The following is a 25,191-nucleotide window of genomic DNA, read 5'->3' as shown; positions in this document are numbered from 1 at the left end:
ATTCCCGCCGAAAAACCTCGTTCATAACCCGCCTAGCATACCAACAGCCTTAGTCCGCGCCGGCCACCTCGGGCGTACCGGTCGCCTCGCCGTCTGCAACGACACCCTTCAAGAGGGAACGCGACCGTAACCTGAGGACTCCAGTGGGGTCAGAATATGAAGACGGCCGAGCTAAGCCCTGTGAAGCCCATATTGCGGCTGCGTCTCCCGTTTGTCCATCACACATCGCGAACAATTCCAGCAACGACGTTTCTGCGCGGAGGTCATGCCATGTCGCAGCATCAGTGGCATTCAACAACACAGTGTTGGCGAGAACCCCGACGTTCACAGTCTGGCCGCCGGTACTACTGCTGAGTTCCGTACGCGGGTAGAGCAATGCGTACGTTTTCTCCATCGGGGATAGCGGGTCACCAGAAAGTAACGACCGAGCACCATTCTTTCTGAGAAGCAGGTCAAAACCGATAGTAACCGCAGAACCCTTACGGCGAAGACGCTGCGCGAAAAGGTCAGGATCTACCTGCTTGAGCACATCTATCGCAGCTACAACTTTTCCCTCTTGCACTTCCGCGATCAGGCGCGTGACATAGGATTCTGGCTTGCTCTGATACTCCTCGGCAAATGTGGACCGCAAGATCCAGCTCAATAACTCGGTCTCGCTGACCTGCTCTTCGAAATGCATCATTGCGAAGAGCAGCAGCCGCTGCATCTCGTACGGCACTTCCGAAATCTCCGCTATGTCAATTCTAGTGAGAATCTTTGCCATCCGGTCCAGAGCGCGTTCCATTGCCTTGACCTCGTCGGCCAACCCATTTTTACGATCAGACAACTTCTTCAACCGAATGACGTTCCGTGTGTCTAGCGGGAGTTTAGACGTTATGGCAAGACAGCGCATTAGAAACTCGTCGCTAAGCCCTTCGAGCACCGTGTCACTATACCTATCCGTCAGCGACTTAAACGTTTCCTCAAGGTCGAAGCTTGACCGCCAAGTCAGTGCTCGAACAAAGTCAACGGACGATAGGGATGTACCGCTACTATTCACTCGACGAAAGACTTCAACTACATCTTCTAGGACAACGTTGGACAGAGCGATAATAGGAATCTGGTATTCCTGGAAAGTGGAGTAGAGGTCGAGCGCCCGTCGAAGGAGGTCTTCGCTATCGTTCAGCGCCGCGATGTCACGTTGCGTCGTGAGGAAACTCCCACTATTAAATAGCGCGTGCATTGGGACGTGCCAGGCCTGAGTCTTACGTATCGCGGATCGATGCAAAAATTCCTCGTTGCGGACGTCGTAGTACACCTCGTAGGCGGAGTTTGACGTAGGGTTGCGGAGGCAGCCGTACAACGTAGACAACCGCTGCGCCCCGTCAAGGATGACCTCGTAGTTGCTGAGCGAGACATCGGCTTGAGGGAAGGTTTCGACTCGGAAACCAGAGAAGTAGTCGTCCGAAGCTTCTACGCGCCAAGTGAGAATGCTACCAATCGGGTAACCCTTTTTGATGCTCTCCAGCAGCTCCAGCACATTGCTTTCACCCCAAACAAATTGACGTTGGAATCGGGGAATGCGGAGTGATGTCCGATCAATCAGTCGCAATACAACGTTCAAGTACTGTGCCCGCGGCTCAGGGTTCCCCATTTTGGATCTCTTCCCTTTCCAACTTTTCGAGTTCCGCTTTGAGACCTACCATTGCTGCCTCAATGTAATGAGCACTGTGCCCCACGTAGGACGCCTGGAAATCCGGTGAGTCCAGCATCCACGCCAGCTTTCGCTTCTTTTCGGATGGAACCTTACCCGTACGCTTCAGTTCGTATAATAGGTGAGTTAGCTCTCCCAAGTTTTCCTGGAGTTTCGTCAATACTTTGATCTCCAGAGCGATATGAGTGCTCTGTGCAGCCAGATCCGTTATCGGCAGCAGCACGTAAACATGATGAGCGTGGTAGCCAGAGTCTTTCGCATGATAGCGCTGGTACCAGCGCAACTCACTGCTATCGGCAGCGGCAATGACGCGTCTGCTTACATTCATCACCCCGTCCACAAATGGCACCACGAACTTCGTCCGCAACAGGTCATCGGCAAAATTATGCACTGTCTCTGGCGTAACCCAGCATTCGCTGCCAGGTTCAAAAGCCTTGCTAGCTCGCTCCTCGATGGTGAATACCCGGGGGGGCGAGGTTCCCCTGTCATTGTCCTCGATGTTCACCCGATACAGCTTGTCCACGACTGATTCCCAGGGCTTCTCTAAAATCTTGAACGCCGTTTCACCATTTGCCCATGCGTCAACTGCTCGAATTTTGCCAACTAAAAACTCTTCGCTTAGTTCTCGATGAAGATCGGACAATCGGTCAAAGAACTGCGTACTTTGCACCACAAGACGGGCATGCGCGATAAACGGATTGTAATCATTTTTGGAGAGTGCGACATCTATACCAGTTTTGGCACTTAGGAGCTGGAGCATATCAATTTCGGAGGTGTGCTCTACAGTGCCGTCGCCTCGCTCTGCTGCCTCCGCAGCAATTCCAAGTTCTCCCCCGGACTCATCTTCAGAATCAGAAGGCACGCAGAACGACCCTGCCTGCCCGATATCGCTCTTGCGAGAGCGCGTAATCTGTACTTGACGTGAAGCGCACAGACATTGCTTCAAGCCTCCTATCAAGTCCGTTAAAAGCGGTACTTACATTGACACCCTACCGAAAAATGGCCGTAGACCCCGCTGTGTGCTTTCGCCGCCGCTGAGTCTTCAGCCTTGGGATCGCACTAGATGATCGCTCTGGAACACAGCGGAGAGCTGAGCCTTCCACTAAGACGGTCAGCGGCAGACAGGGCACAAGGATTCCCATGGACGAGACCGAAGAACGAAGCCTACGGAGCCGACTGGGAAGCTGCCAAAAAAGCCGACGCCGAGCACGTCATCAAGAAACTCGTACCCAGCTTCAAAACTGCTTCGCTGCGACATTCCTTACAAACCCAACGGCTCATACAACCAGCGTATTCTTCTAGGCTGACAAGGCTCTCTAGGGTACGAGCTTCCTAGCCTTTACTGGACCGGGGGCTGCTGTTCGGTGTGCGGCGGCGCGTTGTAGATGAGGTGCTGCGGGGTCTGTGGCCGCGTGTACCGCTGGGGCGGCTGATTCTGTTCGAAGTGCCTAGCCGGGGGGCTGAGGGGCAAGTGCATGATGCGGTTGCCCCTGCCCACCAAAGTTAAGCACTACGGGCAAACACGCATTGCTGGCGGCACCCCGACAAGGGCGAAGCGAAGCAGGTCAGCGATATGACCAAGCAGAAATGTCAGGGCGAAACGGATCAGCGACTCCGGGCACTTTATGCACCGAGTCGACGCACCCAGTTGGATTAAGAGAAGGATGCGGCACCCGCAAGATGATCCTCAACGGGCGTTGCGGGCAGCCCGCTGGTAAAGCAGTTCCGTCTAGGCCTTGTCCTTGGCCCACCACAGGAATTCGGCGGCGTGCTGCTGGTGCCGGAAGCCCTCTCCGAGAAGTGCCAGCAGCAAATCGTTGCTCCAGAGGATGAGACGTCCAATAGTCCAGTCGACCCTCGCAGGATCGGGCAGTTCGAGACCCCAGAGAGAGCGTGCGATCTCCCGTTTTCCGGCCGCGCCGGTGTACATGAGGATGGTCAGGAACCTGTCTGGGTAGACGATGCACAAAACCTTCGTGAGGAGTGACTCCTTAAAGCCCTTCATACCGAAGGAGGTGGTGTCATTAATCAGAGCAGTGAGGCGGTCCTCCAGGTCGACGGGCGATGTGCCACGAAGCAGATACTCGACTGCCTTGCGGACCTGCGCCGCGCCGGCGTCGGCCCCCATTTCATTCCATGCTTCATTGAAAACGGACATGTTTCCTGGATTGGCGCCAATGTTTGAGTTAGCGAAGTCCTTGAGATCCCGTGGGTCCGCTTTTGCCAGGCCGTTACCGCTGAACACTTGTTGGTATTTCGCCCAGTAGGGGGCGACGCTGGGTACAGGCTCGGGCTCGCGCCTGAGAAACTCAGCCTTGAGTTCGTTGGCACGTGTGAGCTTTGCTGGATTGACGTCCCCTGGCTTGGGGAACCGTTTCTTGATCTCTTCCAGGGTCGGCAGTTGAATCTTTGGTCGAGCGGGCTCGCCACGGAGCCACTCGTATCCGCAGCTTGAACACTTGAGCTTCTTCTGCGTCCCCGTCAGCCGCTCGACGAGCTTGACGTGCTCGTCCGTCTCGCAGTTGGAACAGTCAACGAGATCAATTGCCATAAGACTTACCTTCCGAACACGCTGACGACATGGAGCGACCTCACGTTAGCAGCCCAGCTCGTACCCTGCCCGCGGGACATTGCGTATCCGGCGGCATCACTCGATCCTGTTAGCCGGTCTTCCAGCGGCGGTGATCACACAGTCTGGTCGGACTTAGCCCTCCGCGGTAGCCCGCTGCTCGAGGACTGCCTCAACATACCCGCGCACCCGCTCCCTTTCGGGTCCTGACAGTTCTCGGATGAGGTCCTCCAACTCCACCGTGTTCACGGACTTGCCGCGACGCCGCACGATTGGGCTGGGCTTCTCCAGGAGAGGCATCCGTACCCCGTCCCGCGCATCGGCCCAATATATCCCGATGATCGGGAGAGGGACGAAGGCTGCGAAGGCTGCGTCAAGCTTCTTTTGATTAGAGAGGGAAATTGCCAATGCGCCCGACTCATCCACATCAGGGTCGAAGTCGAACTCGTCCGGCTCCACGTGTACGGATGCCTTTGCGTTCGGGAGAAGCCGCTTCGCAACAACGGCGATCCGCACTGCGAGCCGGTAGATAGCTTCAAGGTCAGGCCGGTCGCGCAACGTCTTGATGATCTCGGCATCTAGTGGTGCCGAGCCGAGCGTATCTGGCCGGTCGCTGTAGAAGACGAGTCGATCGCGCCCTACGGGTACCAGGCCTTGACACAGCACCCAGAGTTCGTGGAGATCAGCTTCGCTCACGTCGAGGGCAGCTGCCCATGACCCGATCTTCGGTTCCTTGAGGGCGCGCTGGCCCTTCTCGATCTGGGACACGGTCGCGGCTGGCGCACCGACGCTCTCCCCGACCTGCCGCATGGAGTTCCCGGTCCCTACCGACCGCACCAGTGAGAGCAGCTTGCCAAAGACTTGTGCTGATGGTGTTCCTCGCCTCATACCCACAATCTATCAGGACGCACTTGAGAGAAATGCGTCCGTCAGCTTCCTAAACACTTGAACCCTCTTTACTGTCATGTCTATGATGTATACGTCCGACGGTTTTCGTCGTCCCCGCAGATCAAAGGTTGAGAATAATGAATAGTGACAAGTCGGAGTTCCAGGAAGTGCTGGTCGATGTTCCGAAGTACGACAAGGACGGAAACCCCATCTCCCCCGACTCGCTGAGCTCGGGCGGCGCCCGGAACCGGAATGGCGCCCTCATCGCTCAATACTGCAACCCGAGGCCTCCGGAGTCGGCCAACGAGCCTGAGTTCGACGAGCGGCGAAACCGCGAATCCGAAGCCTCGTGCCGGCGTGCAGAAGCGGCCGAAGAGCGCCGCCGCAAGGAACATGAAGATTTCCTTCGCGGCGTCGCCATAATCATTGGCGAGACAGTCGTGACTCCGCTCATAGAGCGGGTCATCATTCCACAGGCGACGAAGTTGTGGGACACCAAAGTACTGCCCGGGGGCAAACGGTTGTGGGACACCAAGGTGCTGCCCGGGGGGAAAACGGCTCGCGCAGGGCTGGCTCCGTCCAAAGAGGAGCCAGCCCGAGGTTCCACACGAGAGCGGAGATACGCCTGAGTTTGCGGCCGAGACTGCGGTAGCGCAGATCAAAACGGAACTTAAGGCGCTGCTGGCCGATGAAGTCCAGAACCGTCAGCACCGCTTTGCCCCCGGCGCGGCGCAGCCCGCGTCCCAGCTGCTGGAGGAAGATTGTGGCACTCTGCGTGGGCCGAAGCAGCAGGATAGTGTCCACCTGCCGAAGGTCCAGTCCTTCGTTGAAAAGGTCGACGGCGAAGATGCAGTTGATCTCCCGCTTACCCAGGCGCCTGAGGGCTTCCTCACGGTCAGCATTGTCAGTAGTGCCGTCGACGGCGATGGAGGCAATGCCGGCGCGGTTGAACACCTCCGCCATGTAGCGGGCGTGCTGAACGGAGACGCAAAAGCCGATGGCCCGCATGTGGTCAGTGCTGGTGACCTTGTCCCGGAGTTCGCGGATTACCTTTGCTGTCCGGGCGTCGTTTCCGGTGTAGAGGGCGCTCAGCTGTGTGGTGTCGTAGTTGCCGCGCTTCCATTCCAACTGGCTGAGATCGACGTCATCGGAGACACCGAAGTAGTGGAAGGGCACGAGCTCCGACAGGGACAACGATAGGTAGATTGTCGGCTCAGCCTGGTATCCTGGAGTGTCGGATATCAAGGGGTGCATGTGTTTCCAGTTATTGATCTCTTTGCCGGGCCCGGAGGCCTAAACGAAGGATTCTCAAGTGTCAGAGATGATCAGGGCAACTTCGTCTTTAAGACGTTGGCGTCGTTTGAGATGGATAGCTTTGCCTGCCAGACGCTGAGGTTGCGAGCCACATACCGGGAGCTCGTTCGATCCGGGGGCGACCTGCAACCCTACTTCGATTACATTCAAGGCAGAAAGACGTGGCCGTCCGTTCTCACGGGTGACTTCAAAGAGGCGTATCTAGCGGCGAAAGCTCACGTCTACCAAGTCGAGCTTGGAGAGAACAACCGCCCCGAGGTGGACAGCTTTATCGAGCGGCAGCTCGGGCCGGAGAGTGAGCGAGGACATTGGGCGCTCATCGGCGGGCCTCCGTGCCAGGCGTATTCGCTTGCCGGGCGGTCCCGCAGGACTGGGGATGAGTCGTTCGCGTCAGACCACAAGCATTTCCTCTACCGTGAGTACCTCCATATCCTCGGCAAATTCAAGCCAACAATTTTTGTCATGGAGAACGTCAAGGGCCTTCTTTCGTCAAAAAATGGCGACAGCAGCATGTTCCAAACAATCTTGGGCGACCTCGAACGCCTCCCCGGTGGTGCGAGCTACGAAATCCGTTCACTAGTAGTGGACGCCGAACCGCAGGACTTGGAACCGTCTGACTTCATCATTCGCTCCGAAGAATACGGTGTGCCGCAGAAACGGCACCGCGTGATTCTGTTAGGAGTTCGAAGTGACGTCGCAGCCAAGATTCCTCGACGGGTTATCGATAAGGCTGACGGCGCAGTGACGGTCCGAGCAGCTATCCAGACGATGCCCCGCGTACGTGCGGAGACTTCGAAGAGAAGGCCGAAGATCGATCTGGACTGGCAGTCTGTACAGGCGGAGGCCTTGGACGAGATACAAATGACGGAGGTCGAGTCCAAGCCCGAACCTGTCAAAGCTGGCACCTTCGCTGTGGATGAATATGAGGCTTGGATCCACGAAGAGAGACTCAGCGCACCGACACAGCATGAGCCCCGTCCTCATATGGTTTCAGACCTGGCTCGTTACCGCGTGATGGCAGAACTGGCAGAGCGACTGGGCAAGAGTCCGAAATACACCGACTTGCCGACGTCCCTCCATCCCGAGCACAGCAATGTCGGCAGGGTGGGCACTCCCTTTACAGACCGCTTTAGAGTGCAGATCTGGGATGCTCCAGCCACAACGGTGGTTTCGCATATTTCCAAAGACGGGCACTACTACATACATCCAGATCCGAAGCAGACGCGCAGCTTCACTGTACGCGAAGCCGCGCGTCTCCAGTCCTTCCCCGACAACTACTTTTTCGAAGGGGCAAGGACGCAGCAATTTCACCAAGTGGGGAACGCCGTACCCCCTCTGCTTTCTAGGCAGATCGGTGACGTCGTAGCCGACATGCTTGGGTCTCTTGAGGAGTAAAACGTCCGGAATCCCGTCCCATTCGCGGAGGCGACTAAACCAAGCAGTCTTGCGGACTCACGGTCAGTCGGGAAACCTTGGCTTGCTGCCCGTCATAAGGTCGAGAATGCTCAGGTCGGTAGGGGCTTCCGACACCGTTCCCCAGCGGGCACCATGGTTGATCAGAAAATCGGCCAATCCGTAGTAAATCTGCTCTCCCGAGAATCTGGCTTCTTTGGGTCCTTCGTGGAAACGTTAAGTGGCGAGATGCCCAAGGCAGTCGCTGACTCTAGGAATAACGACGTAACAAATTCGTCAATCTGCTCTGGCGTCATAACAAACACGGATTGCACCGCCATTTTGCGGAGGAGACGTTTCGTGGCATCTCGGAAAAGTTCCATGCGCCGGCCCGTGTTCGCTTCTGAGGCAAAAGCTAATAGGTGTGCCCCCATTGCCCGAGAGAGAAGCGGATAGCCACCTATTCGCGGCTTTTCCAACAGGTTGACGACCTCGTCCTCACCCAGCCGTCCAGCCAACTCGGGTCCGAGAAGGTGGACTCGCCACCAAAGCCGTCCGATGGTCGTCCTGGTCATGTCAAACAGACGATCCTCTGAGATATTCCACTTCTTGTTCTGTACGTTGAATCGTCCATAGCGCCAGAGGACGATGTCAGGAACAACGGCCGTGTTGATGAAGTTCCAAACATCTATCGCAGAGGCGTCAGCAGGCATTATTGCCATTTGAGCGTGAACTTCAGGCCCGACGCTTCGGTCGAATTCAACCAATACCTTGCTGCTTACCGCCGACGGAAAGCCAAAACCTTCAGCAATGCCCAGTATCTTTGTTCTGAGACTCGTCAACACCTCTTCGCCGGCGCGCTGGCGCGCCAACGGATAATACGGCGCTTGAATGAGGGTCAAGTCAATGGACGAACCAATCTCGGACAAACTCTGTGAGCGCAACGACTCCCATGACAGGGAAGCGTCGTACAGTGCCATGCGTGGGTAGCACAATAAGGCTTTCTCTACGGTCACTTTGCTCCACCAACTTTGGCTTGCAGTTCCGCTTCCAAACGCCCCGGATCCTCCTGGTAACGTTGCCGGAGCTGATCTAATGAATTTCCCAACAAAGTGACTAGGCTGCTCAGAACATTCCCCAGCGATTCCTCCGGATATGAGACCTGGAGGCTCAACTCGTCGTTGCTTAAGGCCTCACGAAGGAGTTGACGCATGAAATCAATTTCCAGAAAACGCAGCCACATTTCCGATTCAGGAGAGTAGGAGACCTCCAACATCCGCACAATGAACGGATTGTCAATGTTCAGCCACAGCCAAATTGCTGAAGAGGCACTGACCGTCAGGTCATGGGTAGACAGTCGGAGCCACCACAGAGAGTTTTCCGAACCTACGATGCCATGGTCGGCAAAGCTCACCGGTAGCATTGGCAACCGTGGGGCTATTCCCTCCAGCAAAATCTTCCGTTCCACCCGGAAGACCGTGTTCCCGATCTTTCTGGGCGCAAACGGACTCTCCACGGTTCGACCCGGCTCGACGAGCGACATCTGAAAATCAAGAGTTAAGCCTCCGGAAATCTGACTTCCCGGAACGGTCAAATAGATTTGTTGCCGACCGCTGCGAACGCTGCGGACATCGGATCTCATAATGAGTGGCGTTCCTGTGGATCTGGCGACAATAACGGCGCCCAGTCCTGCACTGGTTGGAAGCCGGAGTCGGCGCAGTGTCGACTGAAGATCCAACTCGAATGTGCATTTAACCAAGATGTCGTCATAGTATGTCCAATCTTCGGCCGCTGTATCTTCCTCGGAAAGGGGAGTGTCTCCCACAGAAATTTCCCAGCTGAGAGTCGATACTTCCTCTAGCGGCAGCGTGAGATAACCGAAACTAATGGCCTGCAAATTCGAGCTCCTCTACCGAGGCAGTGACGCGGATGGCCGTGTCAACAGGCTGGGTGAACACCGCGGTGATTTCGTCGTCATAAGGCGCAAGTACGGTCAAGACCTCGCCGGATGATAACAACGACCCCGAGGGGGAAATCCAACCGGCAAAGCGGGGAAGCTCGGCACCAAGTGGACCCTCGGATTCGTTCCCTCCGGACTCGGTCACAACGCGCGCAGCAACGCGGACAGAGAGAGAGCTTCCCGGTGTGCCGCCGGTCAATGAGAAGGAATATTTAGCAACCACCTCACCGTCCAAAAGATCTAGTGAAGCAGAGGTAAGGAGTCGTACTGCGGCTCTTCTTGACCTCCTTGACCCAGGGGCGCTGGGCCCCGCAGGTGGCTGAAGCTCAGCACCCGTACCAGAGAACCCCGCCAAGAGGCCACCAAGCGCAGCCGCTACACGAGATGCTCCTTTGGAGTGGACCCCGTCTCCTGCCGCCGCACCCTTAGCTGAGAGACTTCTGAAGGTGTCCCGAATATTATCTAGCGCAATCCTTACGGGATTCGGTGCATTCTTTTCGACCGCCGCTTGACGGTATACCCAATCGTCGTGAGTTACGGGTTCAGATTCTGCAAATTTTTCATTCATCTCTGGTGAGGAAATGAACACGCCAAAGACTGGTACTCCATTAGGTGGAGCTGCGACGGATAGGTATTTGACGACCATTCTTGGGTCACGCAGGAGTGCAACGGTGTTCTCCAGCTCGGCGCCCGTCGCAACAGGCGTGTTGCTCATGCGATGCGTCAGCAGACCCAGGTACCGTTTGGGCCGCCTGCTAGAGATGCGAGTGAACGTGGTTTGCCAATTGCTCGTATGGTCGGCGTCTAATATTCTCTGACGGCCTTCCATGTAGGCCGACGCAAACTCACGAAAGACCGGATGGTCCAACGGTTGAGGTCCCGGGATATCGACGCCGTCCGCGCTGAAGTTGAATCGAATATCTGGTCCCTTGCCGAGATCGAGGGCATGCGGCCAGGCCCATTTCAAAGCGGCGTCAGCAATAGCCGAAACTCGTTCACGACCGTTCTTCACGCCAGCAAATTCCGGCGCGATAACCATGATGCTGGTGCCGGTACTTTGACTGGACGGAATGCGCATGCCCAGGCTCTTTGCTAAGTCCCGGGCAGCTTGTCCTACCAAAGGATCGACAATCCCGTCAGCGCTAGGCACCCCCCACCAGTTCCGTCCGGTATAGCGGTTAGCTCCGTCGTCGTAGTCGCCGTCACCACCAGACACGCCAATCAGCCGCGGTTCTACCGCTCCCTTGTAGTCCGCCTGCGAGTACACGAGACACAGGCCTACTTGGCTCGCCCGGTAAAGGACACCCTTGCCAAGCCCGTAAGTACCGCCCTCCAACCCCTTCGATGTCGACCGGCCAAGGTTTCGAACGAAATCAACGAAGTCTCGAGACTCGCCGGATTTCCCTGAAACATCCGCCCTAATTGGCCCGCCTAAACCTCGAGTGTCTCCATCCGCTATGACGAGGACTCGAATGCGCTTGTGAAATATGTGTTTATACAGGTCGGTCGATCTGCAATTCGGGGGAAGCTGGCTGAAGACGTCGTTCGTCAATATCCGAGTCTGGTCCTCGTTCATCTCGTACTCATCTACTGAATACGAAATGTGTCCGGCCCTGTCTACACGGGCGTCCCAACTGTTTTGCAGAGACTCGCGGAGCACGAGATCCCAAAGCCCAAGTGACGTACGCCCGATGGCGTTGTCAGCAGAGCGCGCATCGAGGCCACCATCAGCACCGTACTGCTGTCTGTACAGCGACAGCATCAGCCTTGGCCGCCGCTCACCAAGGAGACCCCTGACAAATCGAGCTCGGTTGTCTCCATATGGCCTAAGTCAAGGGAGTAAGTAATGTTGCCAAGCCGCTCAATTGTGCCTGCCGGGAGGAGGGTGTCGGCAGTAATCTTCGGGAAGTTGGCGTCAACGAGGTACGAGTTCTCGGACAGCTTTGAAAATTTCAACCGCTCGTAGGCAGTTGAGTCGGCATCCGAGTATTTTGCTCCGCTGAGCACTGTCAGGAGGTCAAGCCTGGAGACACCTAGGGCAATCACTTCCTTGACCTTATCGGGGACGGAGATGCCGTTGGGAGTGCGCTCCAGTTGGAAGGCTCTGAGGTACAGGTCACCCTGATCCGGCGCCGCCAACTGACGTCCGCCGTGGATCGTGACCACCATGTTGTTGTGATTGGTCGTGGCCTTGACCTCCATGGCGCAGTCGGAAAACACAAAGTCGTGCCGGTTCCCGTTTGGCCCTTGCCATGCTGACAAGGCATGGGGTCCATGGGACTCGATAAGCTCATAAAGGACTGAAAGCTCGGCCATAATGCCGGCCAACTGCTCGGCCCCCAAGAGGGACCCTCCCTCGGACTCGAAGAGGTTCCTCCAACGGTCCAAAGTAGCCGAGACTGCCTTTGATGCCCCTTGTGGGGCCTGGGCAATTGCGTCCAGAACATCGTCTGCCAATAGCCCGAACTGGTGGTAGAGCTTTGGGTCGATGCAACGGAGAATCACAAAAGGCCGTTGCAAACCATCCACAGCCAGTTCGGTCGTTTGCAGTGACAATGATTTACTGGCCCAGTTCAGTGGACCGTCCTTTAAAGCGCGAATCGGGACGAGTACTGTGGGCTGTCCGGCCGCGTCTACGGCACAAAGAACCTCGCCGTCTGCCGCAGATACGCCAGATTTCCGTGAATGAAAGCTTCCGGCAGCAGAGACATCCTTGGCCAAAAAATCAAAGACTGAAGCCGATGATTCTCTCATGCCTTTACCAGCTCTTCTTGGACAGCCTTCTCTTCGTCCAGCTCATCGGCAGCCTCCATCTCCTCTTCAAGGGCTTCAAGATACTCGGCATCTACCTTCGCGGCAACGTAATCTACCACTGATCGAGGATTGCGCGAGTCGGGGAACATAAAGCAGAGCCCAATCACGTCCGCCGCCGCGAACAGCGGAACCCGGCGGTTCTCAGCGGGCTCTAGAGCGGATTTGTTCAGACCAGGATCAGAATCCTTGGCAATGGGATAGATGCACAATAGGCCTTTTCGGTCGGACTTTTGCCGCAGTTGGCGGAACTGCAGTAACTGCCGGTCCGTGATCTTGTCTGTCGAAACTAAGTTCAGCGATTTCCGGATGAAGTCTAGGCCGACATCAAGATCTGCAACGCGGTCAGATGTCGAGGCAATTGCCTTCAAATTGGCCGTCCCGTCGTCGCTGGGAATGTACATCTTCTGGCGGTGCAGGAGCCGTACTTTTCCTGCGAGCCCTAGATCCAGCTCTTCCGCCCCGCTCAGCGGCTCCATGAGTACAACGTCCCAACGTTTCAAATCGCCTTCGGAACGTTCCCTTTCGATGTACCGGCGTATAGCGTCCTTGTCGATGGATTTGGCCGCCTCATGAACCTCATAAGCATCGAGGAAGTCGAGAATATCGTCGGCCGAAACGTCTTGGAACCCGCGGCGGGACCCTTCGAGTTCATTTTCGTCATGGCCTTGGCTTATCAGACGACCAAACAAGTCTTTGGTTGCCGTGATGTTGCCTTTCAACCAGTCGCTGTCTTCTTCGTTGAACATAATCGTCTGCACACGGCGTCCGGAATAACTGACTTGGGCTTTGACTGCAGAGCGCATTTTCGCGGCCGACGTCACCGACATTTGAGGATGGGTGCGGATCTTGACGGGTAATTCGGCCGGGGTCTTCCCCTCCGCCTCGTAGACCTTGATCTCCTCGCGTATCTCAGCTTCAACGATGGACAACATGAGAAACCAGCTCTTCAGCTCGGAACTCATCCAGATGCGGATCAAGTCCTCGTAGCCCATTCGGTATCCAAACCAGCGCCCCATTTGAAGCAAGGTGTCGTATGCGGACGAGGCACGGACAAAGTAGCTCGCTGTCAGACCTTCAAGCGTCAATCCCCGGGACAGGGTGTTGCCACCGATCACGATTGCTGTCTGCGGATGCTTTTTGTCGTACTCCAACCGGTCATTCGATTTATAGTTATCCACGATGACTTTTGCGGCACGGGCTGTCTCAATCAAGTGGGGCATCAGGTCGTCAAAGGTAAGTGGCTCATTGCCAAATGTATCCGCCTTCACCCGAACCGATTCGGAGTCCCAAAGATCTCGGAATACGTCGAAAGCCGTTGGAGCTTCATTAACCAGCTCCGCCCTGAGCGCATCCAAATGATCCACGACTGCTTCTGCAGTCTTCTCATGCGCGCCAGCCAACATCGAAGTATGGATAAGCATCGAAGAATGGGCCACTTGACCGGCGCGTAGGCGGCGAGCCGCCGTTGCCAGGAGGAACCAGCGGATCGCGGCGTCCATTGCCTCAGGAACGTCGGGGGACCATTGTTCGAAAAGTGTCTTGTTCCGTGGGGGACGAACGACATCCACCTCCAACTCGGAGATCAACCGGACCACATCTAGCCCATCATCCACAGGATCTTCAAGGCTTTCAGCCTCAAGCTGACCAAATATCCGTTCCGCACCGAAATAGTTATCCGGGCGAGGGAGGTCTATTATGAAATCCCGCGGGTACAGGTCCTGTTCCACACTTGGATCGATAAGAAGATTAGCGAACGGTGTAGCCGTATATGCGATGTAAGCAGCCTTGGGGTTAGCCAAGAGGTCACGGATCAGACCATTGATGGTCGACTGACGCTTCGTACCTACATCTATGGACGCTTGGTCTGCCTCATCGTCAATGATCAAAATGGGACAACTCTGACGCGTCGTCGCTGACGCAGTTTTGATCCAATTGCGAAGTCGACGAAGCCTGGAGGGGTTCTTTTTTACGACAGCAATTGAACGCATGGACGGATTGCTCAGTATCGCATTCGCAGAAGTCGTGACACTGAAGTCAAGATCGACGGTAGTCAACGGGTTCCAGATTGAAACGCAGGGATCGATTAAGTAGTCGTTGATGCGGTCCTGCGTTTGCGTTCGAAGGTTTTCGGTCGTCCCGGTGAGAACGATAATGAGCCGGTACCCAACGTCTGCCGCTTTCGCCACCACGGACATAAAGTTCGTCGTCTTGCCGCTCTGAACATAGCCAAGCACGAGACCCCGAGTATTTATGGTCTCTTTTCCTGGAGGACTACCTAGGCCGATAACCTTGGAGGACGCTGCGTCCACGCCTTCTACCGCAGTTGCAGGGAGTTCCTGCAACAGCCTGGCTTTCAGCGTTGGCCAAACAACATCATCCTGTCGGGGACCGGAGTACCAGAAGCCAACCTTGCGATGCTTGTCGGCCAAGAAGTCAGGATCTGGGATCTCCTTTATGAGATTCAGCCGCTTCTCGTAGAACACTCGCGCTGCGTGGACAAGTCCCGCCGGCACGTACGTCAACGCTGCCTGAGCTCCCTGCAGTGTCTTGCCGCCTGCAACCAAGGTCGCAAGTGTGTCCGCCATTGCTTCGACATCGCTGTCGGAGTACTCCTCGGCCCCCATAAAATCTCCCATTATGTATGTGATTTTTAACTCTCGTCAGATGTTAGCTGCAGTAGTCAGCGGAGTCACAATGGTTCGAGCACTTACATTCATTGCTCAAGATGTTGGTCGCAGGTGCAACCTGACTTTGCCCAGCTCGAAACTGCGAAGCACGCCCACATATTCAGGGCAATTGAGGACCGAAGCCTCAAGCACTAGGGGATACAGACGGCCGTCAAGCTCGCGGCGGGCGGCCAAATCTATATCCCGACCTAGCTACCCCCAAATCATCACAAGAGTCGGAATGCAAACCCGGTCGGCTCGATGCCAAATCTGGCGCCGCGCCCATAGTCGTAACCGGGGCGTGACTACATGTGGGGCATCCTCGATCGCCCGCGCCGCGTTCAAGGCCAGCCACTGCTCCGTCTTGTGCTCACCTGGCACCCAGGACGAGCAGACCAGCAGGACCTGCGAGCCGGCGTCGGCCAGAGACCTGGCCAGCTCTGGGGAACCGCAGGTCGTAGCAGGTCATCAGTCCGAACCGCACTCCCCCGTACTCGAAGACCACCGGGGCGGTGGACGGGCCGGGCTTGATGAAGGTTGACTCCCCGAAGCCCTGCGCGTCGACCAGGTGGATCTTCCGGTAGGAAGCCAGCCGGCCGCCGTCGGGCCCGAACGCCACCAGCGTGTTGTACGCCCTGCCCGGCTCGTCCGAAGTCTCCACCACGCCCGCCACCAGCGCAATGCGGTGGCGGCGGGCAATGGCGGCCAACTCCCGGCAGACGGGCCCGTCCATCGGTTCGGCCACCGCGGGGAACGTCGCGTCCACCTTCTTCTTCTCGTAGGTCGCGTACTCCGGGAAGGCGACCAACGCGGCCCCGTCGCGCGCTGCCTCCGCGGCGAAGCCGTCGATCGCGGCGAGGTTGGCCCGGATGTCGGCGCCCGACTCCAGCTGCCCCAGCGCTATCCTCGCGGCTCTCCCTTCCCTCGGGCCCGCACCACTACACAACCGGCAGGCTCAGGCGGCCGCCTCGACCGTCGCCTTCTCCGTGGCCGTCATTTCCGGCGGCGACGCTTTGAAGCCGCGAGTGATCAGGGCTAGGACCACCACGCCCAGCACCAGCCACGACACACCCAGCGTAATGGCGTTGCTGTCCGGCCGGGAGAGCCCTGGATGCTCGCGCCCAGGTGCGCCCTGGGCAGCGCGACGGTCGGCACCCAACCCGCGAGCCGGCGTCGTGATTCTCGACGGTGGAAGCCTGTGACTATCGGCGAACAAGCCGCCACAGGGACGTGACCTCGGCCGTGCGCGCCTCGAACAGAGGATCGTCGCGGTCCGATGCCTTCGGGTGGGTTGGCTTGGTGTCGAGCCGTTCCCGCACCTTCAGCCCGGCCGCCTTGATGGCGGTCAGCAGATCGTCACGCGACCGCAGGCCGAGGTGCTCGGCCAGGTCGGAGAGGACAAGCCAGCCCTCACCGCCCGGCTCCAGATGGTCGGGGAGTTCGTTCAGGAAGCGGAACAGCATCCTGCTCCCGGGGTCGTAAACAGCGCTGTCCAGGGTGGAATGCGGCGTGGCCGGAATCCAGGGCGGGTTGCACACGACGAGCGGTGCCCGTCCGGGCGGGAACATGTCGGTCAGGACGGCCTCAGCACGGTCCTGGACTCCGAGGTTCCGGAAATTCTCACCGGCGCAGGCGATCGCACGCGGTTCATTGTCCGTCGCTACCACGCGGTGGACGCCACGGCGCGCGAGGACGGCAGCGAGCACCCCGGTGCCGGTTCCAACGTCGAACGCCAGTGTGTCAGAGGGCAGCGCAGCGGCGGCCACGAGATCCACATACTCACTGCGGGTGGGGAAGAACGTGCCATAGTGCGGGTGGATGCGGCCCTGCAGGGCATCGACGTAGACGCCGGATATCCGGTGCGCGGCGCAGCGGCACCACCGGGCCCGGATCAAGAGGAATCAGCAGCAGGCCGAGAATGCGTGCCCGATGCGAGGCAGACTGGCGATGCCGATAGAACTTCTCGGCCGGAGTTCCTGCGGTCGCTTTCTTTCCGGCGCCTACCCTCCGGTCCAGGGCGTTGAGGATCTGCCGTGCGTTGTGGAAGTCACCGTGCCAGAGCATCGCGATCCCCTGTGAGGCCATCCGGTAGGCATCATCGGCCGTGAGGGAGTCGGAGACCGCTTCGACGCGCCTCGGCGCCGGTCTGCCGTTCGCCGAACGCCATCGCGCGGTCATGCTGGCACCAGCCTCGGCCCAGGTCACAAGGGCGGGCTCATTCACCGCAGCTGTGCGCGAGGGCTTGGGGTCCGATGTCGGAATTCCCACCGGAGCTGGCATGTCGGTACTGATAAAGATCCATTCCAAGAGTCCGGGGGCGGATCGGAGACTGACGGTTGCGGCGGCGATTCCACGACGTCCAAGGCTACGGCCCATGATTCCAGACCGTCATCCGGCAGCGAACCGAGCTTCTTGATCGATGGCGGCTGGAACCCTTGAACCTACATTGTCAGGATACAGGGGTGCTACAGCCGCCGCTGCCGGAACATGGGGAAGGACTCCCGCACCCTGTCCACGGTCTCCAGCGAAACCTCCACCGTCCGCACACCGGTCTCCAATCCAAGGTCCGCCTCAACCACGCCCATCGGATCCACCAGGACGCTCCGTCCCACGGACACCGGCGGCGCCTGGCACACCCCCGCCACGTACACGCTGTTCTCAATCGCCCGCGCCGTGTTCAGCGCCAGCCACTGCTCCGTCTTGTGCTCGCCCGGCACCCATGACGAGCAGACCAGCAGGACCTGCGCGCCGGCGTCGGCCAGCGACCTGGCCAGCTCCGGGAACCGCAGGTCGTAGCAGGTCATCAGCCCGAACGGCACTCCCCCGTGATCGAACACCACGGGCTCGGTGGACGGGCCGGGCTTGATGAACGTAGATTCACCGAAGCCCTGCGCATCGAAAAGGTGGATCTTCCGGTAGGAAGCCAGCCGGCCGCCGTCGGGCCCGTAAGCCACCAGCGTGTTGTAGGCCCTGCCCGGCTCGTCCGAGGTTTCCACCACGCCGGCCACTAGCGCTATGCGGTGCCGACGGGCGATGGCGGCGAGCTCCCGGCAGACGGGCCCGTCCAGCGGCTCGGCCACCGCGGGGAACGTCGCGTCCACCTTCTTCTTCTCGTAGGTGGCGTACTCCGGGAAGGCGACCAGCGCCGCGCCGTCGCGCGCTGCCTCGGCGGTGAACCGGTCGATCACGGCCAGGTTGGCGTGGATTTCGGCGCCCGACTCCAGCTGCCCCAGCGCAATCCTCACAACCATTCCTTCCCCCGGCCCGGCGGCCACAGCACTAACAAACAAACTCAGGCGGCGGCCTCGACCGTCGCCTTCTCCGTGGCCGTCATCTCCGGCGGCGAGGCCTTGAACCCGCGGGTGATCAGGGCCAGGACCAGCACGCCCAGCACCAGCCAGGACACCCCCAGCGTAATGGCGTTGCTGTCCAGCCGGGAGAGCAGGTAGGCGCAGATGACGGCGCCGATCACCGGGACCACCACGTAGGACACCGGGTTCAGCTGCTGTCCGGACCGGCGCTGGCGCACGTAGTGGAACACCACCGAGGCGTTCACCAGCGTGAAGGCGGTGAAGGCACCGAAGTTGATGAACGACGTCGACGTGGCGACGTCCAGGAAGATCGCGATCAGGCCCACGATGCCGGTGACCACCAGGTTGGCCACCGGAGTGTGGAACTTCTCGCTGAGCCGGCCGAAGACGGCCTTGGGCAGGACGGAGTCGCGGCCCATCGCGTACAGCAGGCGGGAGGCGCTGGCCTGCGCGGCGAGGCCGGAGGCGAACTGCGCCACCACCAGGCCGGCCAGGAACACGGCGCCGAACAGCTGCCCGCCGATCTGCAGGGCGATGGAGCTGGCCGCGGAGGCGGAGTCCTCGAACACGCCGCCGGGGTGGACCAGCTGGGTCACGTAGGAGACCGCCACGAAGATGCCGCCGCCGATCAGGGCTACCAGCATGATGGCGCGGGGCACGGTCCGGCGCGGGTTGATGGTTTCCTCGGTAAGGGTGGTGACGGCGTCGAACCCCAGGAACGAGTACGCGGCGATGGCCGCGCCGGCGGAAATGGTGGCGAAGCTGGCGGTGTCGTTGAAGAACGGCTGGCCGCTGGCCAGTCCCCCGGCACCGTTGGCGGACACCACGCTGCCGATGGCCAGCGCCACAAAGAACACCAGAACCAGCAGCTGGAACGCCATCAGCACGTAGTTGGCCTTGTCCGCCACCTTGATGCCCAGGATGTTCAGCAGCGTGGTGATGAGGATGAAGCCCACGATCCAGACGCCGAGGGGGATGCCGGGGAACTGGGCGCTCAGGTAGGAACCGCCGATGAGCCAGATGACCATGGGCAGGAAAAGGTAGTCCAGCAGGACGGCCCAGCCCACCAGGAACCCGACGCGGGGATCGATGGAGCGGCGGACGTAGGTGTAGGCGGAGCCGGCCACGGGGTGGGCGATGGCCATCCGGCCGTAGCTGTGCGCGGTGAACAGCATGGCCACGAGCGCCACGAGGTATGCGGCAGGCGCGGCGCCGCCGGTGGTCTCGGCGATAATGCCGAAGATCCCCAGGACGATGATCGGGGTCAGGTATGCCAGCCCGAACAGGACCAGCGAGGGCAGCTTCAGCGTGCGGGTGAGGGTGGTTGTCACGGTGTTTCCTTACGGCTTGTAGGACGGCGGTGTCCAGGTGGCCGGGTTGATCCGGCCTTGGTAGACGGAAAGTTCGACGGCGGGCTCCCCCTCGCGGAACTGCGACCAGGGGCGGTTGAGGTTCTCCGTGCCGTGCGTGCGGACGCGGTCGACGGCGGCGAGGTCCAGTTCCGCGGTGAGCAGGCGCGGCTGATCATCTTTTGCTTCTGTGAGCGTGTTGCCCTCGGGGTCCACGATGATGCTCTTGCCCTGGCCGGTGGGGCCGGCGCAGTTGACGCTGACCATAAAGACCTGGTTGACGATGGCGTTGGCCTGGGCGAGGATCAGTTCCTGTTTGCGGTCCGGGGTGGTGGTTTTGACGACGTTGAGGATCACGTCGGCGCCCATCCAGGCGAGCTGGCGGGACACCTCCGGGTACCAGGCGTCGTAGCAGATGTTCAGGCCCACCCTGCCGATGCCGGGCAAGTCTACGGTGGTAAACCGGTCGCCCGGGTCGTAGGGCTCGAACGGGCGCCAGGGGAAGATCTTCCGGTAGTAGCCGGCCAGCTCCCCTTCCGGGGACAGGACCAGCTGGGTGTTGAACAGCTGTCCCTCCGGGCCGCGTTCGCAGACGCTGCCGGGGACCAGCCAGATGTTCAGGTCCTTTGCCAGCTGCTTGAGCTCTTTGACTCTGGGCCCGTCCAGCGGCTCGGCACTTGCTTGGAGCATTTCGGTGCGCTGCAGGTCCGGGTTTTCATCCCCGAACAGGTGCAGCTCGGGGAAGACCACCAGCTTGCTATGCGGCTGGGCTTCGAGGGCTTTCTTGACCTCGTCCGCGAACGCCGAGACGGGTTCGCCGATGAGCCGCGGCCGGGCCTGGGCAGCGATGAGGGGAAGGATGCGTTGCATGGGTTTGTCTCCGCGTTGGGGTGTGATCCGGGTTATATTAGATCAGAATGAACTAATAAAGGAAAGAGGGCGGCGTGGGCCGTAAGGTAGCGGATATGACCCGTCAGCTGGAGGACACCGCCGAATCCGCCCGCCTTGGTGCCGGCAGGATGCCCGCAATGGAGCGCCGCAGTGCGATGGACGCCGTGCGGATGCGAATCGGGATGGCGATTTCGCTGGGCTTGCTGAAGCCGGGTGAGCGGCTGCCGGATCAGGAGGATGTGGCGCTGGGTCTTTCGGTCAGCCCGATCACCGCCCGGCGCGCATTGGCCAGCTTGGCGGAGCAGGGTGTTGTGGTGCGCCGGCGGGGCCGGGCCGGCGGAACATTTGTGGCCGATTCCCCGCCTTCGGATGTTTTGGCGGAACTCTCGGCGTCACCAGCCGAGTCCCAGGCGGTGAACCGGCTGGTGGACCGGCGTTTGCTGTTCGAATGCGCGATGACGCATTACGCGGCGGTGAACGCCACTGCTGAACAGCTGGATGAGCTGGAGCAGCTGACCCGGCATATGGCCGAGGCGACGGACTGGTCCGTTTACCATCAGGCTGACGAGCGGTTTCACCACCTGGTGGGGACGGCGTCAGGGATGGGCACTGCGGTCGAGGTTTATCACGAGACGCTCGCCGAGCTCTACGACTACTTCATCCCCTACCCCATCGAAAAGCTGCACAAGTCCAACCACGACCACATTGCGCTGGTGGCAGCGCTGCGGGCCGGCCGCGTTGAGGAGGCCGTAGAGGTCTCCCGGAAGCACGTGGACATCCTGCACCGGACGATGTTTATGGGGCTGGCGCAGGGAGAGGCCACGCAGTAAAGATTCCTTTACAGCAGGTGGAGACGCGTTCATAAGTGCCAATTGCGGATTTTTCGTTGTAGGTCCGGCACCATGGCCCTTGACCTTGTCGTAATCTGCTCGTAGGACGCAAGATGCCTGAACGAGGAGATCCGCCATGCCGGTTGGAGAAAACAATGCTCAACGCCTACGTCTGATCCTTGAGTTGCTGGCAGAGCAGCCCGATGGTTTTCATAAAACAACCGGCCCCGATGGACTTCTGTCCCTGGTATTCAAGCGGCTGCCGCCCGAAGGTCAGGAGAGCGAAACGACCGTCGATGGCAGGACTCGCGCGGAAATCTATCTTGGATGGTCAACCGTAGACGCAGTGAAAGCAGGATGGCTCGAAAAAACTGGAACGGGTCATTGGAGGATCACCAATGAAGGGCGTCAGGCACTCAAGGACTTCCCGGAGGCAGGAGACTTGGCTTCCGAAGCCCATAATCGATATAACGCGTGGAGCGCCCTCAGCGCTGAGAAAAAGAAGGAACAGCTTCAAAGCACCATAGTGCCCGTCGATAAGCCTGAGGAAGCCATCCGGGACGCGGCACTGCCGTTCGTACAGCGCGGACTTCAGGAAGGCGGATCAGTCTTCTCCGAGGGCAGAAGTGTATGGGGTCGCGGTCCCGTCAAGGAACTACGCTCCGTGTTCATTGACGCCCCAGATCCTGACTCCGGCAACTTCGTCGGCAAGCTAAAGCTTCAACTAGAGAAAGTTTCAGACGACGCCCGCTTGCTTATGGCGGAGCTTGTTTGCTGGCAGCTACTGCCGATCAGCCCAAACCGCATTGGAGAGCGGGCCAAAAGAGAACGGGTTCAAACGCTCTTGGGGTACATGGAACACCCTGTCCAGATTCCAGTTGAGATTGCCAAGGCCTTCAAGTTTGGCGCCTTCGACCCGGGCCAGGCCATGAACAACAAGCTCTACGAAGCGCTCGTGCTGATCATCGAACTTCTCGATGCTTGGTTGGGAAAGTCCGAAGCCGAGAAGGAAGCACTGGTCGCTGACCCGTGGCAGTGGCGGCAATTCGTCAATGATTCGCCTGGGCATAGCTTCCGTACCCAACGAAACGCCTTGGTGTACCTCGTCCACCCGAAATACATTACATCCATCGTGTCCGAAGAGCACAAGAAGCGCATCCGCGATGCCTTCATTGGCGAAATCGGCGAATCCAGTGAAGACATCGATCGCGATTTGCTGGCGATCGTGCTCAAACTCCAGCAGAAGACCGGTCAACCCGTGAACTTCTACGCCGAGCCCCTTCAAAAGGAATGGAATCCATCACCGGCTTCGGAAGAACAGGGTGGAGAGCCTATTTTCCCTGACCCGGACGACCTGCTGGCGCCCGCAACCGGCGCTCGCCGCGCATTCGCCCTAGCAGATGCCGCTCTCTCCCAGGGACTGTTCATTGATCAGACGTGGCTTCAGAAGCAGCTGAACCTGCTCGAGCGTCGGGGACAAATCATCTTCTATGGGCCGCCAGGTACCGGGAAGACGTATCTGGCCATGCATCTAGCCGAACACATTGCCGGCGATTCCAAGTACACTGCGATCGTTCAATTCCATCCCAGCTACTCATATGAAGACTTTTTCCAGGGATACCGTCCCAAGACCACCGACGACGGCTCGCTCACCTACAGGCTCCAGGACGGACCTTTACGTCGGATTGTGGAGCAGGCGGTCTCCAACCCTGAGTTCAACTACGTACTCGTCATCGATGAAATCAACCGTGGCAATCTCGCCAAAATTTTCGGTGAACTCTATTTCCTGCTCGAGTACCGTGATACCCCGATCCAGCTGCAGTACAGCACGGGTGAAGATGCTGCCTTTACTCTTCCCTCAAATCTCTTTTTCATTGGAACCATGAATACAAGCGACCGTTCCATCGCACTGTTAGACGCTGCGATGCGCCGTCGTTTCTCGTTTGTTGAACTACATCCGCAAAGGGAACCCACCAAATCCGTTCTCCGCAAGTGGTTGGCGCATCACGGCCTCGATGCTGCCCCAGCAGACCTCCTTGATGCTGTGAACGAACGTATTGGCGGCGGTGACTTTCAAATCGGCCCCAGCTTCCTCATGCCCAAAAACGCGAAGCTGCTTCAGGACCAGCTAGGCGAAATTTGGGAATACGAGATCCTCCCGCTTCTAGCAGAACATCACTACGGCGAGGGCCTGAACATCGACCAGATTTATGGCCTCAGTGCCCTACAGACCCGACAGCAACCCCAGGTTATCCCTGCCGCGCCGGCAGAGGAAACGGTCGATTCAGCAGAATGAAAGACCTCGAACTCACCGAGGGGGCGCCGCCCAAGCGAGTCCAGCTCTCGACAGACATCGTCGCCGCCCTCTGCCGACTTGACGTGATCACAGCCGTCCCGGTGGGTGCAGGAGACTGGATCATCTCGAACGTACGAAAAGTGGGCGTAATCCGTCTCGGCGACTTTCAAGTCGAAATAAAACCGAAAATACCTGTCTCGCGACTCTTTTTCTTGATGAGCTATTCCGCTGAACGAAAGATTTGGAAAGAGCAGGACATCGTCATAGATCAAGATGACGACCTACTGAACACAATAGGTGATGCCTTCATTCGTCAATCAGCCCGAGCTGTCGGAGAAGGACTCTTGCAGGGCTACAAAACTTTCGAGGACTCGTTGCAGGTCTTCCGTGGCCACCTGAACGTTTCTGCCCAAGTAGGACGTCGTGCGGGAATACCGCTCCCCGCAGAACTGATATTTGACGAATACACTATTAATGTTCCCGAGAACAGTCTGCTACTCACCGCAGCAGAACGACTCCTTCGCCTCCCCTCACTCTCGCGGAGGCACCGCACCAGCCTTCTAAAGCTTGTACAGCGATTTGACGGTGTCGATGCGATCGCACCCTGGACCAAGCTGCCTGCAATAGAGTTTACTCGTCTAAACACCCGCTACCGACCTGCCATCTTTCTGGCAATGCTTATCCTTCAGAACGCCTCGCTAGAACAACGTCACGGTGAAATCACCGCCTCCGCGTTCCTGTTGGACATGTGGCAGGTCTTTGAAGACTTCCTTACGACTGCCCTTGGTGAATACCTCCGGAGCATCGGCGGCACTATCGAGCTCCATGCCAAGGGTCGCTCGCTAGACACTGCCGGCAGCATCTCTCTCATTCCAGACCTGCTGTGGAAGGACGCACGCGGAGTAAGGGCGGTTATTGACGCAAAATACAAAGCACCCAAGAATTCTGCTTATCCGAACGCAGACATTTACCAAATGCTGGCTTACTGCACCCGGTTCCGACTTTCTTCAGGACACCTTGTTTACGCTAAAGGCGAGGAAGAGCCCAAAGTCCTTAGCATCATCGGTCTTAACACCAGAATTTCATGTCATGCTATCGACCTCAACCAAACCCCGGACGCGTTACTCAAACAGATACGTCGTCTTGCTGCAGAAATTCACCAATCGACGCAGGTTCCCGGCGACCTCGACAAACGGGTTAGCAGGGGTTAGGAATGCA

At 58.5% G+C, this 25,191-nt stretch carries 19 protein-coding genes; 4 read left to right on the top strand and 15 right to left on the bottom strand.

Annotated features, from left to right (window positions below; translation table 11 throughout):
- Nucleotides 1–49 precede the first annotated feature (49 nt).
- The 5 genes from AC5RT4_RS00435 to AC5RT4_RS00415 form a co-directional block, all read right to left on the bottom strand.
- On the bottom strand, nucleotides 50–1,633 hold the full coding sequence (locus AC5RT4_RS00435; protein WP_494104528.1) for a DUF262 domain-containing protein: 1,584 nt from the start codon (nucleotides 1,631–1,633) through the stop codon (nucleotides 50–52).
- On the bottom strand, nucleotides 1,620–2,555 hold the full coding sequence (locus AC5RT4_RS00430; protein WP_494104527.1) for a hypothetical protein: 936 nt from the start codon (nucleotides 2,553–2,555) through the stop codon (nucleotides 1,620–1,622). Before AC5RT4_RS00430 ends, AC5RT4_RS00435 begins: the two co-directional genes overlap by 14 nt.
- Before the next feature lie 867 nt (nucleotides 2,556–3,422).
- Entirely contained in the window at nucleotides 3,423–4,244 is an 822-nt protein-coding gene (locus AC5RT4_RS00425) for a hypothetical protein (RefSeq protein ID WP_494104526.1), read from the bottom strand.
- Between the two features lie 153 nt (nucleotides 4,245–4,397).
- On the bottom strand, nucleotides 4,398–5,150 hold the full coding sequence (locus AC5RT4_RS00420; protein ID WP_494104525.1) for a helix-turn-helix domain-containing protein: 753 nt from the start codon (nucleotides 5,148–5,150) through the stop codon (nucleotides 4,398–4,400).
- Between the two features lie 465 nt (nucleotides 5,151–5,615).
- Complete coding sequence (locus AC5RT4_RS00415; RefSeq protein ID WP_494104524.1) at nucleotides 5,616–6,344, bottom strand: DEAD/DEAH box helicase; 729 nt, start codon at nucleotides 6,342–6,344, stop codon at nucleotides 5,616–5,618.
- Between the two features lie 60 nt (nucleotides 6,345–6,404).
- On the opposite strand from AC5RT4_RS00415, the gene AC5RT4_RS00410 reads away from it, so the two are divergent.
- On the top strand, nucleotides 6,405–7,859 hold the full coding sequence (locus tag AC5RT4_RS00410) for a DNA cytosine methyltransferase (protein WP_494104523.1): 1,455 nt from the start codon (nucleotides 6,405–6,407) through the stop codon (nucleotides 7,857–7,859).
- Between the two features lie 161 nt (nucleotides 7,860–8,020).
- On the opposite strand, the gene AC5RT4_RS00405 is transcribed toward AC5RT4_RS00410, so the two are convergent.
- From AC5RT4_RS00405 to AC5RT4_RS00360, 10 genes are all read right to left on the bottom strand, one after another.
- A complete protein-coding gene (locus AC5RT4_RS00405) occupies nucleotides 8,021–8,872 on the bottom strand; it encodes a DUF6339 family protein (protein WP_494104522.1) in 852 nt (283 codons plus the stop codon).
- Complete coding sequence (locus AC5RT4_RS00400) at nucleotides 8,869–9,753, bottom strand: hypothetical protein (RefSeq protein ID WP_494104521.1); 885 nt, start codon at nucleotides 9,751–9,753, stop codon at nucleotides 8,869–8,871. The genes AC5RT4_RS00405 and AC5RT4_RS00400 overlap by 4 nt, the downstream gene beginning before the upstream one ends.
- On the bottom strand, nucleotides 9,740–11,578 hold the full coding sequence (locus tag AC5RT4_RS00395; RefSeq protein WP_494104520.1) for a hypothetical protein: 1,839 nt from the start codon (nucleotides 11,576–11,578) through the stop codon (nucleotides 9,740–9,742). The genes AC5RT4_RS00400 and AC5RT4_RS00395 overlap by 14 nt, the downstream gene beginning before the upstream one ends.
- The gene (locus AC5RT4_RS00390; protein ID WP_494104519.1) at nucleotides 11,578–12,570 is read right to left on the bottom strand and encodes a PD-(D/E)XK motif protein; all 993 of its coding nucleotides are present in this window, start codon (nucleotides 12,568–12,570) and stop codon (nucleotides 11,578–11,580) included. The genes AC5RT4_RS00395 and AC5RT4_RS00390 overlap by 1 nt, the downstream gene beginning before the upstream one ends.
- Nucleotides 12,567–15,266 (bottom strand): Z1 domain-containing protein, encoded by a 2,700-nt coding sequence (locus tag AC5RT4_RS00385; protein WP_494104518.1) that lies wholly within the window; start codon nucleotides 15,264–15,266, stop codon nucleotides 12,567–12,569. The genes AC5RT4_RS00390 and AC5RT4_RS00385 overlap by 4 nt, the downstream gene beginning before the upstream one ends.
- A 400-nt stretch (nucleotides 15,267–15,666) precedes the next feature.
- Nucleotides 15,667–16,242: a nitrilase-related carbon-nitrogen hydrolase gene (locus AC5RT4_RS00380; protein WP_494104517.1), complete on the bottom strand. Its 576-nt coding sequence runs from the start codon at nucleotides 16,240–16,242 to the stop codon at nucleotides 15,667–15,669.
- A gap of 256 nt (nucleotides 16,243–16,498) precedes the next feature.
- The gene (locus AC5RT4_RS00375; protein ID WP_494104516.1) at nucleotides 16,499–17,191 is read right to left on the bottom strand and encodes a methyltransferase; all 693 of its coding nucleotides are present in this window, start codon (nucleotides 17,189–17,191) and stop codon (nucleotides 16,499–16,501) included.
- A gap of 570 nt (nucleotides 17,192–17,761) precedes the next feature.
- Nucleotides 17,762–18,547: a carbon-nitrogen hydrolase family protein gene (locus tag AC5RT4_RS00370; protein ID WP_494104515.1), complete on the bottom strand. Its 786-nt coding sequence runs from the start codon at nucleotides 18,545–18,547 to the stop codon at nucleotides 17,762–17,764.
- A 41-nt stretch (nucleotides 18,548–18,588) separates the two neighbouring features.
- On the bottom strand, nucleotides 18,589–19,938 hold the full coding sequence (locus AC5RT4_RS00365; protein WP_494104514.1) for an APC family permease: 1,350 nt from the start codon (nucleotides 19,936–19,938) through the stop codon (nucleotides 18,589–18,591).
- 9 nt (nucleotides 19,939–19,947) lie between these two features.
- Nucleotides 19,948–20,826 carry a carbon-nitrogen hydrolase family protein gene (locus tag AC5RT4_RS00360; RefSeq protein WP_494104513.1) on the bottom strand — a complete coding sequence of 293 codons (879 nt, stop codon included), beginning with the start codon at nucleotides 20,824–20,826 and terminating at the stop codon, nucleotides 19,948–19,950.
- A 95-nt stretch (nucleotides 20,827–20,921) separates the two neighbouring features.
- Here AC5RT4_RS00360 and AC5RT4_RS00355 point away from each other — a divergent pair, with 95 nt between their 5' ends.
- The 3 genes from AC5RT4_RS00355 to AC5RT4_RS00345 all read left to right on the top strand — a co-directional run bounded on the left by AC5RT4_RS00355 (nucleotide 20,922) and on the right by AC5RT4_RS00345 (nucleotide 25,184).
- Complete coding sequence (locus AC5RT4_RS00355; RefSeq protein ID WP_494104512.1) at nucleotides 20,922–21,677, top strand: FadR/GntR family transcriptional regulator; 756 nt, start codon at nucleotides 20,922–20,924, stop codon at nucleotides 21,675–21,677.
- A 136-nt stretch (nucleotides 21,678–21,813) separates the two neighbouring features.
- Nucleotides 21,814–23,973 carry an AAA family ATPase gene (locus AC5RT4_RS00350; RefSeq protein ID WP_494104511.1) on the top strand — a complete coding sequence of 720 codons (2,160 nt, stop codon included), beginning with the start codon at nucleotides 21,814–21,816 and terminating at the stop codon, nucleotides 23,971–23,973.
- Nucleotides 23,970–25,184: an McrC family protein gene (locus tag AC5RT4_RS00345; RefSeq protein ID WP_494104510.1), complete on the top strand. Its 1,215-nt coding sequence runs from the start codon at nucleotides 23,970–23,972 to the stop codon at nucleotides 25,182–25,184. Before AC5RT4_RS00350 ends, AC5RT4_RS00345 begins: the two co-directional genes overlap by 4 nt.
- Nucleotides 25,185–25,191: the final 7 nt, after the last annotated feature.

Source organism: Arthrobacter sp. sptzw42 (assembly GCF_059089685.1).
The sequence above is the reverse complement of the archived record's forward strand: the minus strand, read 5'-3'. Positions and strand labels throughout refer to the sequence as shown.